Origin of the sequence: Brevundimonas sp. (genome assembly GCF_031082345.1) — a bacterium.
Lineage (GTDB): Bacteria > Pseudomonadota > Alphaproteobacteria > Caulobacterales > Caulobacteraceae > Brevundimonas.
In genome coordinates this window covers 1-15,963 of record NZ_JAVHLH010000037.1, presented here as the reverse complement: position 1 = coordinate 15,963, position 15,963 = coordinate 1, and the positions used below count along the sequence as shown (strand labels likewise).

Genomic DNA, 15,963 nt, shown 5'->3' with positions numbered 1-15,963 from the left:
CCAGTCGATGCGCCGGTCCGCCGCCGCGGGTCGCGCGGGGGCCTTCCCCGCCTCGCCCTGGTCCCCGGCGATGAAGTGCACCTCGATCGTCCCGCTGCCCCGCACCAGCTCGGAGACGAACGAGCCGCGCAGGACGTCGCGCCACCGCCGGTGCGTCGGCTTGCCCACGACGATGCGCGTCACGTTGTGCTCGCGCGCGTAGCGCAGGATCTCCCCGCTCGCGCTTGCCCCGGTCAGCCGCACGACCTCCCCGCCCAGCGACTCGGCCAGCCGCAGGTTCGCGTGCAGGCGATCGCGGTCCGGTCCGGTCATCGCGAACGCGCCCGGCGCTTCCACGTAGGCCGCGATCCACGGCGCGCGCAGCCCGGCCGCCATGCGCCGCCCGCCGCGGATCAGGCTCCCGGAGGTCGGGCTCGGCCCGACGCAGACCAGGATGCGCTCTCCGGCCGGCCAGGTCGTGCCGATCCGGTGCTCGTGCCGATAGGCCGAGACCTCGGCGTCGACCCGCTCCGCGGTCCGGCGCAGCGCCAGCTCGCGGAGCGCCAGCAGGTTGCCGCGGCGAAAGAAGCTGTCCGCCGCGCGGCGCGCCGGCTCCGGCAGGTACACCTTCCCCTCGCGGAACCGCTCCAGGAGTTGTTCCGGCGGCAGGTCGACCAGCTCGAGCTCGTCCGCGCTATCGAGCACGGCGTCGGGCACCGTTTCGCGGACCCGCACGAACGTGATCTGCGCGACGACGTCGTTCAGGCTCTCCACGTGCTGCACGTTGAGCGTCGTCCAGACCTCGATCCCGGCCTCGAGCAGCTCGAGCGCGTCCTGCCAGCGCTTCGGATGGCGGCCCCCCTCGACGTTCGCGTGCGCCAGCTCGTCCAGGATCAGCACGGCGGGCTTGCGCGCCAGCGCGCCGTCCAGGTCGAACTCCTGCAGCAGCTCGCCGTGGCGCTCCACGGCGCGCCGGGGCAGCACCTCCAGGCCCTGGAGCAGTGTCGTCGTCTCCTCGCGTCCGTGCGTCTCCACGCAGCCGACCACGACGTCGGTCCCGTCGGCCCGCAGGCGGCGGGCGCGGGCCTGTTCGTCGCGGAACTCGGCCTGAAGCCGCGCCACATCCGTCACGGGCGCGGCGGCGCCCACCGGCAACGCCGTCAGACTCAGACACAGGATCAGGACCAGCGGACGCATCAGTCGCGATGATAGGGCGATCCGGCCAGGATGGTCACGGCGCGATACAGCTGTTCCGCCAGCATGGCCCGGGCCAGGGCGTGCGGCCAGGTCTGGGGGCCGAAGGCGAGGGTCGAGGCGGCGGCGGCGCGGACGCTGTCGTCCAGCCCGTCGGCCCCGCCGATGGCGAAGGCCAGCCGCCGCTCGCCGCGGTCCCGCAGCAGGGCGATATGGTCGGCGAAGGCGCGGCTGGAGAAGGTCTTGCCGCGCTCGTCGCAGGCGATCAGATGCGCGCCCTCGGCGGCCTTGAGGACCAGCTCGGCCTCGGCCGTCTTGCCGGGCTTGCGGGCTTCGAGGTCGACCAGTTCGAGGGGGCCGAGGCCGAGCGCGCGGCCGGCGAGGGTGGCGCGTTCGGCGTAGTCGGCGGCCAGCGTGGCTTCCGGTCCGCGCCCCGGCTTGCCGATGGCGATGACGGCCAGCTTCATGCGCTCAGATCAGGCGCGGGCGTCGACGCGGTGACCGCTGTCGACCGACCAGATCTTCTCGATGTTGTAGAAGGCGCGGACTTCGGGGCGGAACAGGTGAACGATGACGTCGCCGGCGTCGAGCAGCACCCAGTCGCAGTGCGGCAGGCCCGAGACCTTGACCTTGCCCAGACCCTGTTCCTTCAGCGTGCGCTGCAGGTGATCGGCCAGGGCGCCGACGTGACGGTGCGAACGGCCGGAGGCGATGATCATGGTGTCGGCCATGGGGCTTTTGCCCTTCAGGTCGATGAGGACGATGTCCTGGGCCTTGTCGTCGTCGAGGCGCGACAGAACAGCCTGTTCCAGAGCGTTGGAGCCGACGGGGAGGGGGGCCTGCGGACCGTCTTCGGAGTGGATGGGCGCGATCGGGTCCATCTCGTGCGCCGTGTTCGAGACGGCGCTGTCTTGCGCATCGTGCGCGGGCGAGGGGGTCAGCGGAGGGCTCCGAGGAGATTACTAAAGCGGCAGCCTAGCACAGACGGGTCGGGGCGTCACGCGTCCGCCTGCGCCGCCGCCCGCAGCGCGGTCGAGGAGCGGTGGTTCAGCGGGGCGTTCAGCAGGGTCCAGGCGGGGGCTTCCAGATCCGGCAGCAGGCGGGCGCGGGACGCCGGAACGCGGGCGGCGGCGAAACGGGCGGCGGCGGGAGCGGTGCGGCTGTCCAGTTCGGAGCCGGGCCGGGCGATCACCGCCACCGGCATCAGCCGCATGATGTCGGTCCAGCCGCGCCAGCGGTGGAAGCTGGCCAGATTGTCGGACCCCATCAGCCAGACGAAGCGCACGCCGGGATGGCGGGCGGTCAGGGCGCGCAGGGTGTCGATGGTCCGGCGCGTGCCGATGCGGCTCTCGACGTCGGACACGATCATCGACGGCCCGGACGCGGCCTGGGCGGCGGCGATGCGGGCCGAGGCCATCCGCTCGGCCAGCGGGGCGGTTCCGGCGGGGTCCTTGAGCGGGTTCTGGGGCGACACCAGCCAGACCACCCGGTCGAGGTCCAGCCGCCGCAGGGCCGTCTCGGCGACGTGGGCGTGGCCGTCGTGGGCCGGGTTGAACGAGCCGCCGAACAGGCCGACGCGCAGGCCGGGCTGGAGATCGAGGCCGTCGCGCAGGCCCCCGGGTCGGGGGCCGGAGGCTCGCGGCGCGGGACCGGCGTGGAAGAAGGTCAAGGCGGGCTCGCGGGGCTCGGGCGACTTATGCTCACGAGCGCCCTAACACGGCGGCGGCCCGCTGTCGCGGACGTTCAGCCGGGCTGCGTCTTGAAGGTGTCGCCCACTTCCGTGGCGTCGGGACCATCCGGGCCGGCGCTGCGCCGCTCGCGCTCGCCGTTGCGCTTTACGGCCGCGTCGGAGGTCGAGGCGTCGGGCTTGCCGGGCGGAATGGCGCCGTTGTCGTCGCGGCCTTCGGTCTGGTTCTTGTCGGTCATGGAGGGGGCTCCCTTTCACGAAGGAAGCGACCGGGGCGGCAGGGTGTTCCCCGGCGGTCAGGGCCGGGTCTGGCCCTGACCGCGGATGACGTATTTGAAGCTGGTCAGCTGTTCGGCGCCGACGGGGCCGCGGGCGTGGAGGCGGTCGGTGGAGATGCCGATTTCGCCGCCGAAACCGAACTCGCCGCCGTCGGCGAACTGGGTCGAGGCGTTGGCCAGGACGATGCCGGCGTCGGCCTCGGCGAGGAAGCGTTCGATGGCGGATTCGTCGGAGGCGACGATCGACTCCGTATGGCCCGAGCCGTAGCGGGCGACGTGTGCGAGGGCCTCGTCCATGCCGTCGACGACCTTCACCGCCAGGATCGGCTTCAGATATTCGGTCGCCCAGTCGTCGTCATTGGCGGCCGTCGCCTGCGGAACCAGGGCGCGGGCGGCGGGGTCGGCGCGCAGTTCGCAGCCGGCGTCCGTCAGGTCGCGGGCGATCAGCGGCAACAGCGTATCGGCGACGGCGCGGTCGATCAGCAGGGTCTCGGCGGCCCCGCAGACGGAGACGCGGCGCATCTTGGCGTTCACCGCCACGGCGCGGGCCATGTCGGGATCGGCGCTGGCGTGGACATAGACGTGATTGACGCCCTCCAGATGGCCGAGGACGGCGACGCGGGCCTCGGTCTTGACCCGCTCGACCAGCGAGCGGCCGCCGCGCGGGATCAGCAGGTCGATCGACCCGTCGAGGCCGGTGAGGATGTGGCCGACGGCGGCGCGGTCGCGGGTGGTCACGATCTGCACCGTGTCGGGCGACAGGCCGGCCGAGACCAGACCCTCGACCAGGGCCTCGTGGATGGCGAGGTTGGAGCGCAGGCATTCCGAGCCGCCGCGCAGGATGACGGCGTTGCCGGCGCGCACGGCGAGGGCGGCGGCGTCGGCGGTGACGTTGGGGCGGCTCTCGTAAATGATGGCCAGCACGCCGAGGGGGGTCCGCACCCTGGCGATGTCGAGACCGTTTTCCGGCGTCCAGCGCGCCGTCTCGACGCCGACCGGGTCGGGAATGGCGGCGATCGATTCCAGCGCGCCGACCACGCCCTGAAGCCGTTTCGGGTCGAGGGCGAGGCGGTCCATCATGGCAAGGGCCATGCCCTTGGCGCGGGCGTCGTCGAGGTCGGCGGCGTTGGCGGCGAGCACCTGTTCCGAACGGGCGCGCAGGGCCGAGGCCATGCCGGCGATGGCTTTCGTCCGGGTCTCGGGGCCGGCGAGGGCCAGGGTGCGGGCGGCGGCGCGGGCGCGGCGGCCCATGGCCAGCATCTCGGCTTCGAGGGTGGAATCGGCGGTCGGGGCGGGGGCGTCCTGGGTCATGGTCATCCTCTTAAGGTCGCGTCCGCGCCTCAGGTTTCAAGGGCCGGCGGTTTCGCGCAGGGCCAGATCGTCGGCGTGGATCACCACCGGACCGCCCGGATATCCCAGCGCCGCCTTCAGTCCGGCGGAGCGGACGCCCATGATCTTCGACACATCGTTGTCGTCGTAGCGGACCAGGCCGCGGGCGATCTCGACGCCCTTCTCATTGAAGATCTCGACCGGATCGCCCTTGCCGAAATCGCCTTCACTGGCGGTGATGCCGACGGCCAGAAGGGATTTGCCGGCCGCCAGCGCCCGGGCGCATCCCTTGTCGATGGTCAGGCGGCCCCGGGTGGCCAGCGAACCGCCGATCCACTGTTTGTAGGCCGCCTTTACCGTGGTGGCGGGGGCGATCAGGGTGCAGCGGCGGCCCTCTTCCAGCGTCGGGGCGTTGCGCGTCTTGGGCTTGCCCTGGGCGATCAGGGTGGCGCAGCCGGCTTCGGCGGCGATGCGCGCCGCCATCAGTTTGGTGGCCATGCCGCCCGTGCCGACCCCGGCCTCGGCGTTGGCGCCGGTGGCCATGGCCTCGATCTCGGGCGTCAGGGTCTCGATATAGGGGATGTGCTCGGCGTCGGGGTCGACCCGGGGATCGGCGGTGTAGAGGCCGTCGACGTCCGACAGCAGGATCAGCAGGTCGGCGCTGATCATCTGGGCCACGCGCGCGGCCAGCCGGTCGTTGTCGCCGTATTTGATCTGGTCGGTGACGATGGTGTCGTTCTCGTTGACGATCGGCACCGCGCCCATGTCCAGCAGGGCGCCGACCGTGGCGCGGGCGTTGAGCCAGCGGCGCCGCGTCTCGGTGTCGTCGCGGGTCAGCAGGATCTGGGCGACGATGATGTTGTGCTGGTCGAACACCGACTCCCAGGCGTGCATCAGCATCGACTGTCCGGCGGCGGCGGCGGCCTGCTTTCTCTCAAGACCGGGGCCGCGCGCCCGGCTGCCCAGCCGGCGGCGGCCCAGGGCGACCGCGCCCGAGGACACGACGAGCACCTGTTTCCCCTCGGCCACGAAGCCGGCGATGTCGGCGGCGAAGCCGCGCAGCCGGGCCAGATCGACCGCATTGGTCTTGCGATCCACCAGCAGGGACGAGCCGATCTTGATCACGATCCGGTCGGCGGCGGCGATGGCGGTCGCGGCGAGGGGCGGACCGGAGAGGGTCACGGCGCCCAGCCTCCCGGGGTTTCGACCACGGTCTCGTCGGTCTCGGCGGGGGCGACCTCGCCGCGGTCCCTGCGGACCTCGGTCCAAGCGGCGCGCAGCAGTTCGGTGACGCCCTCGCCGGAGACGCCGGAGACCAGCATGGGGCGGCGGCCGGCCACGGCCTCCAGCTCGGCGGCCTTCTCCTCGCGCGCCTCGGGGGTCAGGGCGTCGATCTTGTTCAGGGCCAGCACCTCGGGCTTGTCGGCGAGGCCGGCGCCATAGGCCTCCAGCTCGTGGCGGATGATGCGATACGCCTTCGCCACATCGTCCTGGGTTCCGTCGATCAGGTGGATCAGACAGCCCGAGCGCTCGACGTGGCCGAGGAAGCGGGTGCCGATGCCGGCCCCTTCGTGGGCGCCCTCGATCAGGCCGGGGATGTCGGCGATGACGAACCGCTCGGTGGCCGACAGGTCGACGACGCCGAGGTTGGGCACCAGGGTGGTGAAGGGATAGTCGGCGATCTTCGGCCGGGCGGCCGAGGCGGCGGCGAGGAAGGTGGACTTGCCGGCGTTGGGCAGGCCGGCGAGGCCGACGTCGGCGATCAGTTTCAGCCGCAGCCAGATCCAGCGCTCCTGACCTTCCTGGCCGGGGTTGGCGTAGGTGGGCGCCTGGTTGGACGGGCCCTTGAAGCGGACATTGCCCCAGCCGCCGTTGCCGCCCTTGAGCAGCAGTTCGGTCTTGCCGGCGACGTCCATGTCGAGCAGCACGGTCTCCTTGTCGTCGTCCAGCACCTGGGTGCCGACCGGGACCTTGAGGATGACGTCCTCGCCCTTGGCTCCGTGCATCTGGCGGCCCATGCCGTGGATGCCGGTCTGGGCCTTGAAATGTTGCTGGTAGCGGTAGTCGATCAGGGTGTTCAGCCCTTCGACCGCGGTGATCCAGACGTTGCCGCCATTGCCGCCGTCGCCGCCGTCCGGGCCGCCGTTGGGGATGAATTTCTCGCGCCGGAACGAGACGGCGCCCGCCCCGCCGTTGCCGGAACGGATATAGATCTTGGCCTGGTCGAGAAACTTCATCGCGGGCTTATGTAGGAAAAGCGCGGCGAATTACAGGCACTGCGCCGTCCTTCTCCCCTTGCGGGAGAAGGTGGCTCGCGAAGCGAGACGGATGAGGGGTCGCGCCGGATGCAGCGAGAGACCCCTCACCCGACCGCACAAGAACGACGGCTGCGCCGCCGTGTGCGGTCTCCCTCTCCCGCAAGGGGAGAGGGACGCGTTCTTACGCCTTCGCCCACACGCCGTACGGATCGCTCCACGGCATATCCATCGCCTCGGCCACCGCCGGATAGGTGATCTCACCCTTGAGGACGTTGAGGCCGCGGGCCAGGTGCGGGTTCTCGCGCAGGGCCTCGAGGCCCTTGTCGGCGAGGGCCAGGCCGAACGGCAGGGTGGCGTTGTTCAGGGCTTCGGACGAGGTGCGGGGGGCGGCGCCCGGCATGTTGGCGACGCAGTAGTGGACCACGCCGTCGATGACGTAGGTCGGGTCCTCGTGGGTGGTGGCCTTCGAGGTCTCGAAACAGCCGCCCTGGTCGATGGCGACGTCGACCAGCACCGAGCCGGGCTTCATCGCCTTCAGGTCTTCGCGCTTGATCAGCTTGGGCGCCTCGGCGCCCGGGACCAGCACGGCGCCGATGATGACGTCGGCCTTGACCATCTCCTCGTCGATCGCGTTGATCGAGGAATAGCGGGTGATGACGCGGCCCTGGGTGACCTCGTCGATATAGGCCATGCGCGGGATCGAGCGCTCGAGCACGACCACTTCGGCGCCGAGGCCCATGGCCATGCGGGCGGCGTTGAGGCCGACGACGCCGCCGCCCAGCACCAGCACGCGGGCCGGGGCCACGCCGGGGACGCCGCAGAACAGCAGGCCCATGCCGCCGTTGTGCTTGAGCAGGGTCTCGGCGGCCGAGAAGACAGCGATGCGGCCGGCGACTTCGGACATCGGGGCCAGCAGCGGCAGGCCCTTGCGGTCGTCGGTGACGGTCTCATAGGCGATGGCGGCGCATTTCGAGGCCAGCAGGCCCTTGGTCTGCTCGGGATCGGGCGCGAGGTGCAGGTAGGTGAACAGGATCTGGTCCTCGCGGAGCATTTCCCACTCGACCTTCTGCGGCTCTTTGACCTTCACGATCATGTCGTTGGAGGCGAAGATTTCGGCGGCGGTGGCGACGATCTTCGCGCCGACCTTCCTGTAGTCGTCGTCGGTGAAGCCGGCCCCGAGGCCCGCCCCTTGCTGGACCGAGACGGTGTGGCCGTGGGCCACGTATTCGCGCACCGCGGTCGGGGTCAGGCCGATGCGGTGCTCGTTCTTCTTGATTTCAGTGGGGACGCCGACGCGCATGGGAGATCCTCTTCCGACGGGGTGCGGGCGCGCTCTGTGGCGGCCTCGCGTCGCGCGGCAATCTAGCGAGGGTCGCTGCGCAGGTTCCTGTTCTTTTCATCGTATGAACGGCGTAAAGTCGCAGAATCTGCGAATGAGGCCCGTCATGAAGACTGTTTCCGCTGTCGCCCTCGATGACACCGACCGCAAGATGCTCCGCGCCCTGCAGGGCGACGGGCGGATGACCAACGCGGATCTGGCCAAGGCGGTGAACCTGTCGGAGAGCGCCTGCCTGCGCCGGCTGCGGGCGCTGGAGGCGGCCGAGGTGATCAGCCGCTACACCGCCATCATCAACGAGCGCGCCGTCGGCCTGCCGATCAGCGTGTTCGTGACCGTGACCCTGTCGTCCCAGGCGGAGGCGTCGCTGACCGCCTTCGAGACGGCGGTCTCGACCGTGCCCGAGGTGGTCGAATGCTATCTGATGACCGGCGGCTCGGACTATCTGCTGCGGCTGGTGGTGCGCGACGTCGACGATCTTGAGCGGGTGCACTCTCGGGAGCTGACGCGGATCCCGGGGGTGACGCGGGTGTCGTCCAGCGTGGCCATGCGGACGGTGGTCAAGCGGGGGGCGCTGCCGGTCTAGCGCAGCGCCAGGGTCACCTGTTTGATGTCGACATATTCGTCGATGCCGTGGATTGAGCCCTCGCGGCCGTAGCCGGACTGTTTGACCCCGCCGAAGGGGGCGACGGCGGTGGAGATGATGCCGGTGTTGACGCCGCACATGCCCGCCTCGATGCGGCGGCCGATCCGCAACGCCCGGTCGAGGTCGCGGGTGAAGACATAGGAGGCGAGGCCGAACTCGCTGTCGTTGGCCTTGTCCAGAACCTCCTCCTCGGTGTCGAAGGGGAAGACCGGGATCAGCGGGCCGAACGTCTCCTCGCGGCGGAACAGGGCGTCGTCGCCGCCGAAGGTCACGGTCGGCTGGAAGAAGCGGCCGCCGAGTTCGTGGGGCTCGCCCCCGGTCAGCACCTCGCCGCCCGAGGCCTTGGTCAGGGCCAGATGGTCCTGGACCTTGCGGATGGCCTTGTCCTCGATCAGCGGACCGACCTTGACGCCCGGCTCGAAGGCGCCGCCGACGGGAATCTTCGACACCGCCTCGGCCAGCTTGCGGGCGTAGTCGTCGGCCACGGAGCGCTCGACGTAGACGCGGTTGGGGCAGACGCAGGTCTGGCCCGAGTTGCGGAACTTGCCCCGGATGGTCTCGGCCACGGCGTGGTCGAGGTCGGCGTCGGCGAAGACGATCAGCGGCGCGGCCCCGCCCAGCTCCATCGACACCCGCTTCAGGGTCGGGGCGCACTGCTCGGCCAGCAGCCGGCCGATCGGGGTCGAGCCGGTGAAGCTGAGCTTGCGGATCAGCGGCGAGGCCGTCAGCACGCCGCCGATGGTCGCGGCGTCGCCGGTGACGACGCTGAGCACGCCCTTGGGCAGGCCGGCCTTGTAAGCCAGCTCGGCCAGGGCGATGGCGGTGAAGGGCGTCTGGCTGGCCGGCTTGACCACGGCGGTGCAGCCGGCGGCGAGGGCGGGCCCCAGCTTGCGGGTCAGCATGGCGGCGGGGAAGTTCCACGGGGTGATGAAGGCGCAGGGGCCGACCGCCTCGCGGAAGGTCAGGATGACGTGGCCCAGCGGGCTGTCCTGGGTCTCCCCGATCAGGCGTTCGGCCTCGCCGGCGAACCATTTGATGAAGCTGTTGGCGTAGGCGACCTCGCCCTTGGCCTCCTCGAACGGCTTGCCGTTCTCGAGCGCCATCAGGGCCCCGAGCCCCTCGGCGTTGTCGTCGATCAGCCGGGCCCATTCGCGCAGGACGGCGGCGCGCTGGTGCGGATCGGAGCGCGACCAGGCGGGGAAGGCGTCGTGGGCGGCCTGGATGGCGCGCTCCGTCTCCTCGGCGCCGAGGTTCGGCACATGGCCGAGGATCTCGTCGGTGGCGGGATCGTCGACGGCGATGCGTTTCTTCGAGGTCACGGGCTCGCCGGCGATGAGGGCGTGCTCACGCAGCAGGGCGAGGCCGGCCTTGCGGCCCGTCTTGTCGGTCATGGTTCGTCTCCGCCGTGGGATGCCGAGACGATAACGCCTCAGCTCCCGATCGTATGCAGGTCCCGCCCCCGCGTTTCCGGCAGCCACAGCAGGCTGACGATGACGGCGACCAGGGTGAAGGCGACCGAATACCACAGGCCGAAATAGATATTCCCCGAGGCCGCCACCAGGGCGAAGCTGGCCGCGGGCAGGAGGCCGCCGACCCAGCCGGTTCCGATGTTGTAGGGCAGGCTCATGGCCGTATAGCGCACCCGGGTCGGGAACAGCTCGACCAGGGCCGCCGCCTGTGGGCCGTACAGGGCCGTGGCGGCGACGATGAAGACCATCAGTATGGCGAACATCGCCGCCAGGTTCATCCGGGCGGGGTCGGCCCGGTCGGGATAGCCGGCGGTAGCCAAGGCCGTCTTGATGCGCGTCTCGACGTCGGCCCGCGCGGCCTTGAGCGCGGCGGGCGAGAGGCCTTCGCCCTCGACCGACGCCACCTCGGTCGCGCCGACCCGCACCATCGCCACGCCGCCCGGCAGGGCTTCGACATTGGCGTAGGAGACGCCGGCGTTGGACAGCACGTTCTTGGCGATGTCGCAGGAACTGGCGAAGGCGGCCTTGCCGACCGGGTCGAACTGCAGGGCGCAGGATGCGGGATCGGCCACCACGGTCACCGGCGCGGAAGCCTGGGCCTCGGCCAGGGCCGGGTTGGCGGCCTTGGTCAGGGCGTGGAAGCCGGGGAAGAAGGCGACCAGGGCCAGGATCATCCCGAACAGCATCACCGGCTTGCGCCCGACCCTGTCCGACAGCCAGCCGAAGAAGACGTAGAGCCCGGCCGAGGCCACCGTCAGCCACAGCATCAGCATGTCGACCGTGGCGGTCTCGACCTTGAGGATCCGCTCCATGAAAAAGCGGCTGTAGAAATAGCCGCAGTACCAGACCGCGCCCTGGGCGATCATGATGCCGAACAGGGCCAGAAGGACGAAACGGCCGTTGTTCCATTGCAGGAAGGCCTCGCGCCAGGGCGCGCGTCGCTCGCCGCCCTCTTCCTCCATGCGGCGGTAGGCCGGGCTCTCGTCCAGCTTCATGCGGATCCACAGCGAAAGTCCCAGCAACAGGGCGGAGAGCAGGAAGGGGATGCGCCAGCCCCATTCGTCGAACGCCTCGGCGCCGACGATCCTGCGGGTGATCAGGATGACGGTCAGGGCCCCGATCAGTCCGAGCGCGGCCGTGGTCTGGATCCAGCCGGTCAGGAAGCCGCGCTTCTTCGCCGGCGCGTGCTCGGCCACATAGATGGCGGCCCCGCCGTACTCGCCGCCGAGGGCGAAGCCCTGCAGCACCCGCATCAGGATCAGCAAAATGGGAGCGGCGACGCCGATGTCGCCATAGTCGGGCAGCAGGCCGATGGCCACCGTGGCCAGCCCCATCAGGGTGATGGTGACGAGGAAGGTGGTCTTGCGCCCGGTGCGGTCGCCGAACCAGCCGAACACCAGGGCCCCGAGCGGGCGCACCACGAAGCCGACCCCGAAGGTCAGCAGCGCCAGGATGTAGCCGGTGGCCTCGCTGACCTCGGCGTAGAAATGGTGGGCGATGACGCCCGCCAGCGAGCCGAAGATGAAGAAGTCATACCATTCGAAGGCGGTGCCGGCGGCCGAGGCGGTCACCACGGTCTTCAGGCCCGGGCCAGACCCGGGCTCGGGCGCGGCGCGCGTCGCGTCTTCGGTCATGCGTATCGTCCCCCCGGCGTCGTCCCACCGACGCCGACGGCGATGCTAGCGTCGCCGTCGGCGCGCGCAAGCGTGGGAAGCCTCCGGACAAGCGAAGGCCCGCCGGTGGGGATGCCAGGCGGGCCTTCTTCAACCGAACCGCGTGTCGGGGGAGAGCCGCGGTCGGGAACCTAGACCGAAGTCGGGACTAGCAGGTCCGGCCTTCGGCGCATTCTTCGACGGCCTGGCCGGCGGCCTGGGCGTCCTCACCCACACCCGCGACAGTGTTGCAGGCGGCGGTGGTCAGGGCGGCGGCGGCGGCGAATAGAACAAAAATCTTGCGCATGATGCAGTCTCCTCTCGCCGGGGGAGCGGCGTATGCATCAAGAACGTCGCGGCGCGGCCCGGGTTCCGAGATCGGCGGGGTCGGTGGGCGTGACGGCCTCCGGGGTGGCGAAGGTCATGCGCGCGATCGTGCCTCCGCCCGGCCCCGGGACCAGTTCGACCTCGCCCCGCAGCTGTTTGGCGAAGGCCCCCATCAGGGTGCGGCCGACGCCGGCGCGGAAGGTCTCGCTGACCCCCGGGCCGTCGTCCTCCACCTCCAGCACGCTCGTCTCGCCCTCGACCCGGAAGCGCACCTTGAGCGCGCCGCCGCGGCCGGCGAAGGCGTGCTTCTGGGCGTTGGTCACCGCCTCGACCAGCCAGAGGGCCAGGGGGGCCAGCTTGTCCGGGTCGACGACCAGCGAATCCGCCTCGACCGAAGAGGTCACCACCGGCCCGCGGCCCGCCTCGCTGGAGACCAGCTGGCCGACCAGTTCGGTCAGGAACACGCGGGCGTCGGCGTAACGCAGGTCGGCGCTCTGGTAGAGGGTGCGGTAGATTAGTGCGAGGGCGGAAATGCGCTGGCGCGTGTCGCCGACGGCGGCCTTGGCCTGGGGGTCGGTGAGCGCGCGTTGCTGCATCGACAGAAGGGACGAGATGATCTGGAGGTTGTTCTTCACCCGGTGATGGATCTCGCGCATCAGCGCGTCCTTCTCCTCGAGGGAGGCGTTCAGGGCGGCGTCGCGGGTGGTGATGGTATCGGCCAGGTCGTCGAGCGTCCGGGCCAGCACCCGGATCTCGGCCGGGGCGTGCATGGCCTGGACCGGGCGCACCGAGAATCGTCCGCGCGCATAGATGGCGGCCACCCGCTCCAGATAGACCAGCCAGCGGACCACGATCCGCTCCGACACCCACATCACCGCCACAAAGGCGATCAGCCACGCCAGCAACGGGACCAGGAAGGCCCCGACCGGGTTCAGGCGGGCCCATGAGAGCAGGCCCGGCGCGGGCGCCGAAAGCAGGGCGTAGACGTCGCGCCCGGCCAGGGCGGCCCCGGCGTAGACGCGGCGCTGGCCTTGGGCGTCTTCGGCTTCGAAAATGGCCGAGGCGTCGCGCCGCGCCCGTTCGACCCAACCTGTCACGCTGCGCCCGCGCGACAGGGTGAACGCCTCCGGGTCGGTCGCGGTCAGGATCTGGCCCTCGCCGTCGGTCAGCGCCGCCTGGGAGCCCTCCGGAAGGGCGCGATCGGCGATGTCGGGTTGCAGGGAGGCCAGCGGGATGACCGCGACCATGGCCCCGTCGAAGGCGCCGAGGGGCCGCTCCAGCCGGATGGCCACGATCAGTCCGGGCGCCTCTCCGGGGCGGACCGGGGCCCGGGCCAGGACGGTGTCCTCGCCGTTCCGCAGGCGCTGGAACCAGGACGCCTCGCCAGCCTCGACCAGCCAGGCCGGCGAGGCGTCATTGAGCTGACGCGAGGCGCAGGCGGTTTCGGCGGTTGGCGTTAGCCGCGCCAGGCCGTCCAGGCCCTCGATGCGCTGGACCAGGGCGGTGAGCCTCGGTTGGCAGAACAGCTCCAGGGCTTCGGGCCGGAGGGCCTGGAGCAGGACCGTGGTGCTGTCCAGCCGGCCCTTGACGCTGGCGGCCGTCCGTTCGGCGGCGAACTGGAGGTCGTCGCGCCGCTGCAGATCCTGGACCCTGAACTGGGCGTCAGCCTGGAAGGCGCCGAGCGCCAGAACAGGCAGCAGGGCGAGGGCGAGCGCGGCGCCGAGACGGAAGCGGATGCCGTGGAACTGTGGCGGAGCAAGACCCCGACCGAGCGTTCGCCCGAGCCGGACCACCTCAGCCCCGGACGCTGCTCAGACGATCGGCGTCGGCCAGGATGGACCGCATGGCGTCGCCGGCGGCGCGCCCGTCCCGGGCGTAGCCGCCGCGTTCCAGCGTAGCCTGCAGCGCCTTGCGGGCGCGGGAGACGCGGCTCTTCACGGTGCCGACGGCGCACTGGCAGATGGCGGCCGCCTCCTCATAGGCGAAGCCGCCGGCGCCGACGAGGATCAGGGCTTCGCGCTGCTCCTCCGGCAGGGTGGCGAGCGCGAGGCGAAGTTCGTCGAGGGCCACGGGCGACTCCGGATCATCGACGGCCACCAGGGTGCGTTCGGCCGCCTCCTGGTCCAGCTGCGACTGGCGCCATGAGCGGCGCTTCTCGGAGTAGAACTGGTTGCGCAGGATCATGAAGGTCCAGGCCTTCATATTGGTGCCCATCTGATAGCTGGCGCGGGCGTCCCAGGCCTTCATCATGGCGTCCTGGGCCAGATCGTCGGCCGCGGTCGGGTCGCCGGTCAGGGTGCGCGCGAACGCCCGCAGGTGCGGGATCAGTCCGACCAGCTCCCTCTTGAAGGCGTTGTCGTCTGCGGAGGGCGGCTTGGGCGGCGAAGACGAGGCGCCGCTCATGCGCCACCCTCGTCCGAGCGCTCGTCGGCCCGACGCAGGATGTCGAGGAATTCGTCGGGGACGGGCTCGTTCACGACCTCGTCGAACATGTGCCGAAGCTTGACCCCGATCGCCTGCTGACGAAGGCGTGCTTCCTCGAGTGCGGGACCGCCCTGGGGCGCCGCCTTGCGGGAAGGGTTCGAATTGTCTGTCATCGAATGAACGGCCGCCACCCTGACGCTGTTGTTGCGATTGCCGAGAACGCCAGCGCCGTGGGAGAGTTCCTAGGTTACGACGGTTTAATGCTCAAGCTTTGGCGTGGGCGGTGGGAACCGTGGCCGATTTGATACGTTGACCGAACCTGCCTGGGTTCCGATCTTGCGTGGAACCGCCTTCTTTGTCGGGGAATATTTACATGAGCCTGCTGGCCCGTCTCGCGCCGCATCTGCCCTATGTGCGTCGCTACGCCCGTGCGTTGACCGGCGATCAGACCACCGGCGACAACTATGTTCGGGTGGCCCTGGAAGCCTTGGCCGCCGGTGAACGCCAGTTGCCGCCGGAGATGACGCCGCGCGTCGCCCTCTATCACGTGTTCCACGCCATCTGGGCCACGACCGGCGCCCAGCTGGAAGACAAGAGCGGCGTCGAGGGCCGCGACGACGCGTCGCGCCGCCTGATGCAGATCGCCCCGCGCTCGCGCCAGGCCTTCCTGCTGACCGCCCTCGAAGGGTTCACCCCGTCCGAGGCGGCGCAGATTCTGGACGCCGACGCCCTGGACGTGGAGCGGCTGATCGCCGAGGCCCAGGCGGACATCGACGCCGAACTGGCCACGGACGTCCTGATCATCGAGGACGAGGCGATCATCTCTGCCGACATCGAGAGCCTGGTGAAGGAACTGGGCCATCGCGTCACCGGCACCGCCACCACCCATGACGAAGCGGTCGACGCCGTCGCCCGCCACCGCCCGGGGCTGGTGCTGGCCGACATCCAGCTGGCCGACGGCTCGTCGGGCATCGATGCGGTCAAGGACATCCTGAAGCGGATCGACGTGCCGGTGATCTTCATCACCGCCTTCCCCGAGCGGCTGCTGACGGGGGAACGGCCCGAGCCGACCTTCCTGATCACCAAGCCGTTCCAGCCCGAGACCGTGAAGGCGGCGATCAGCCAGGCGCTGTTCTTCCACCCGTCGCGGCAGCGCGAAGCGGCCTGATACCTCCCGGCGAAATGAGCAAAGCCCCGGTCGCAGGACCGGGGCTTTTTTCATGCGGCCTATTGAGCGGGAGCGGCGGCGGCCTCGGTCGGAGCGTTGACGTTGGGCGCCTCGCCGGTCGGCGGGCTGGTCGGCTCGCCCGTCGCGGTGGTCGTGGCGTCGGCGGCCGGAACCTCGACCGTCCCGGTCTGGAAGGCCGCGGTGTCGACCGCCTGG

Annotated in this window: 17 protein-coding genes; 2 read left to right on the top strand and 15 right to left on the bottom strand. The window is 70.6% G+C overall.

The features are described 5' to 3' along the window. The 9 genes from RDU12_RS04190 to ald form a co-directional block, all read right to left on the bottom strand. Nucleotides 1-1,176, bottom strand: a 1,176-nt coding sequence (locus RDU12_RS04190) for a universal stress protein (protein ID WP_308684146.1), incomplete at its 3' end; no start/stop codon positions are given. Beyond that, a complete protein-coding gene (rlmH, locus tag RDU12_RS04185; protein ID WP_308684145.1) occupies nt 1,176-1,640 on the bottom strand; it encodes a 23S rRNA (pseudouridine(1915)-N(3))-methyltransferase RlmH in 465 nt (154 codons plus the stop codon). The genes RDU12_RS04190 and rlmH, both read right to left, overlap by 1 nt. A 9-nt stretch (nt 1,641-1,649) precedes the next feature. Further along, nucleotides 1,650-2,054 (bottom strand): ribosome silencing factor, encoded by a 405-nt coding sequence (gene rsfS, locus RDU12_RS04180; protein ID WP_300289902.1) that lies wholly within the window; start codon nt 2,052-2,054, stop codon nt 1,650-1,652. 116 nt (nt 2,055-2,170) lie between these two features. Next, nucleotides 2,171-2,842 carry a nicotinate-nucleotide adenylyltransferase gene (locus RDU12_RS04175; protein WP_300289901.1) on the bottom strand — a complete coding sequence of 224 codons (672 nt, stop codon included), beginning with the start codon at nt 2,840-2,842 and terminating at the stop codon, nt 2,171-2,173. A gap of 74 nt (nt 2,843-2,916) precedes the next feature. After that, a complete protein-coding gene (locus tag RDU12_RS04170; protein WP_300289900.1) occupies nt 2,917-3,099 on the bottom strand; it encodes a hypothetical protein in 183 nt (60 codons plus the stop codon). A gap of 57 nt (nt 3,100-3,156) precedes the next feature. Further along, nucleotides 3,157-4,449: a glutamate-5-semialdehyde dehydrogenase gene (locus RDU12_RS04165; protein WP_300289903.1), complete on the bottom strand. Its 1,293-nt coding sequence runs from the start codon at nt 4,447-4,449 to the stop codon at nt 3,157-3,159. Between the two features lie 36 nt (nt 4,450-4,485). Continuing rightward, complete coding sequence (proB, locus tag RDU12_RS04160; RefSeq protein WP_300289899.1) at nt 4,486-5,649, bottom strand: glutamate 5-kinase; 1,164 nt, start codon at nt 5,647-5,649, stop codon at nt 4,486-4,488. After that, nucleotides 5,646-6,704 (bottom strand): GTPase ObgE, encoded by a 1,059-nt coding sequence (gene obgE, locus RDU12_RS04155; RefSeq protein ID WP_300289897.1) that lies wholly within the window; start codon nt 6,702-6,704, stop codon nt 5,646-5,648. Before obgE ends, proB begins: the two co-directional genes overlap by 4 nt. Before the next feature lie 202 nt (nt 6,705-6,906). Further along, complete coding sequence (gene ald / locus RDU12_RS04150; protein WP_300289896.1) at nt 6,907-8,025, bottom strand: alanine dehydrogenase; 1,119 nt, start codon at nt 8,023-8,025, stop codon at nt 6,907-6,909. A 145-nt stretch (nt 8,026-8,170) separates the two neighbouring features. Between ald and RDU12_RS04145 the strand changes: the two genes are divergently transcribed. Continuing rightward, nucleotides 8,171-8,647 carry an Lrp/AsnC family transcriptional regulator gene (locus RDU12_RS04145; protein WP_300289895.1) on the top strand — a complete coding sequence of 159 codons (477 nt, stop codon included), beginning with the start codon at nt 8,171-8,173 and terminating at the stop codon, nt 8,645-8,647. On the opposite strand, the gene RDU12_RS04140 is transcribed toward RDU12_RS04145, so the two are convergent. From RDU12_RS04140 to RDU12_RS04115, 6 genes are all read right to left on the bottom strand, one after another. After that, a complete protein-coding gene (locus tag RDU12_RS04140; protein ID WP_300289894.1) occupies nt 8,644-10,098 on the bottom strand; it encodes an NAD-dependent succinate-semialdehyde dehydrogenase in 1,455 nt (484 codons plus the stop codon). The genes RDU12_RS04145 and RDU12_RS04140 overlap by 4 nt on opposite strands. A 38-nt stretch (nt 10,099-10,136) precedes the next feature. After that, complete coding sequence (locus RDU12_RS04135) at nt 10,137-11,810, bottom strand: MFS transporter (protein ID WP_308684144.1); 1,674 nt, start codon at nt 11,808-11,810, stop codon at nt 10,137-10,139. Nucleotides 11,811-11,997: 187 nt separating this feature from the next. Next, complete coding sequence (locus RDU12_RS04130) at nt 11,998-12,135, bottom strand: entericidin A/B family lipoprotein (protein ID WP_300289860.1); 138 nt, start codon at nt 12,133-12,135, stop codon at nt 11,998-12,000. A gap of 37 nt (nt 12,136-12,172) precedes the next feature. Next, entirely contained in the window at nt 12,173-13,948 is a 1,776-nt protein-coding gene (locus tag RDU12_RS04125) for a sensor histidine kinase (protein ID WP_300289861.1), read from the bottom strand. 1 nt (nt 13,949) lies between these two features. Further along, nucleotides 13,950-14,558 carry a sigma-70 family RNA polymerase sigma factor gene (locus RDU12_RS04120; RefSeq protein WP_300289862.1) on the bottom strand — a complete coding sequence of 203 codons (609 nt, stop codon included), beginning with the start codon at nt 14,556-14,558 and terminating at the stop codon, nt 13,950-13,952. Continuing rightward, nucleotides 14,555-14,752, bottom strand: coding sequence for a NepR family anti-sigma factor (locus tag RDU12_RS04115; RefSeq protein ID WP_300289863.1), 198 nt, complete (start codon nt 14,750-14,752; stop codon nt 14,555-14,557). Before RDU12_RS04115 ends, RDU12_RS04120 begins: the two co-directional genes overlap by 4 nt. A 200-nt stretch (nt 14,753-14,952) precedes the next feature. Between RDU12_RS04115 and RDU12_RS04110 the strand changes: the two genes are divergently transcribed. After that, nucleotides 14,953-15,747, top strand: coding sequence for a response regulator (locus tag RDU12_RS04110; RefSeq protein ID WP_300289864.1), 795 nt, complete (start codon nt 14,953-14,955; stop codon nt 15,745-15,747). Nucleotides 15,748-15,963: the final 216 nt, after the last annotated feature.

Excerpts from the sequence above, each read along its gene's own strand:
- rlmH (WP_308684145.1), bottom strand. The coding sequence starts at position 1,640 with ATGAAGCTGGCCGTCATCGCCATCGGCAAGCCGGGGCGCGGACCGGAA.
- rsfS (WP_300289902.1), bottom strand. The coding sequence starts at position 2,054 with ATGGACCCGATCGCGCCCATCCACTCCGAAGACGGTCCGCAGGCCCCC.
- RDU12_RS04170 (WP_300289900.1), bottom strand. The coding sequence starts at position 3,099 with ATGACCGACAAGAACCAGACCGAAGGCCGCGACGACAACGGCGCCATT.
- RDU12_RS04165 (WP_300289903.1), bottom strand. The coding sequence starts at position 4,449 with ATGACCCAGGACGCCCCCGCCCCGACCGCCGATTCCACCCTCGAAGCC.
- obgE (WP_300289897.1), bottom strand. The coding sequence starts at position 6,704 with ATGAAGTTTCTCGACCAGGCCAAGATCTATATCCGTTCCGGCAACGGC.
- ald (WP_300289896.1), bottom strand. The coding sequence starts at position 8,025 with ATGCGCGTCGGCGTCCCCACTGAAATCAAGAAGAACGAGCACCGCATC.
- RDU12_RS04145 (WP_300289895.1), top strand. The coding sequence starts at position 8,171 with ATGAAGACTGTTTCCGCTGTCGCCCTCGATGACACCGACCGCAAGATG.
- RDU12_RS04140 (WP_300289894.1), bottom strand. The coding sequence starts at position 10,098 with ATGACCGACAAGACGGGCCGCAAGGCCGGCCTCGCCCTGCTGCGTGAG.
- RDU12_RS04135 (WP_308684144.1), bottom strand. The coding sequence starts at position 11,810 with ATGACCGAAGACGCGACGCGCGCCGCGCCCGAGCCCGGGTCTGGCCCG.
- RDU12_RS04130 (WP_300289860.1), bottom strand. The coding sequence starts at position 12,135 with ATGCGCAAGATTTTTGTTCTATTCGCCGCCGCCGCCGCCCTGACCACC.
- RDU12_RS04120 (WP_300289862.1), bottom strand. The coding sequence starts at position 14,558 with ATGAGCGGCGCCTCGTCTTCGCCGCCCAAGCCGCCCTCCGCAGACGAC.
- RDU12_RS04115 (WP_300289863.1), bottom strand. The coding sequence starts at position 14,752 with ATGACAGACAATTCGAACCCTTCCCGCAAGGCGGCGCCCCAGGGCGGT.
- RDU12_RS04110 (WP_300289864.1), top strand. The coding sequence starts at position 14,953 with ATGAGCCTGCTGGCCCGTCTCGCGCCGCATCTGCCCTATGTGCGTCGC.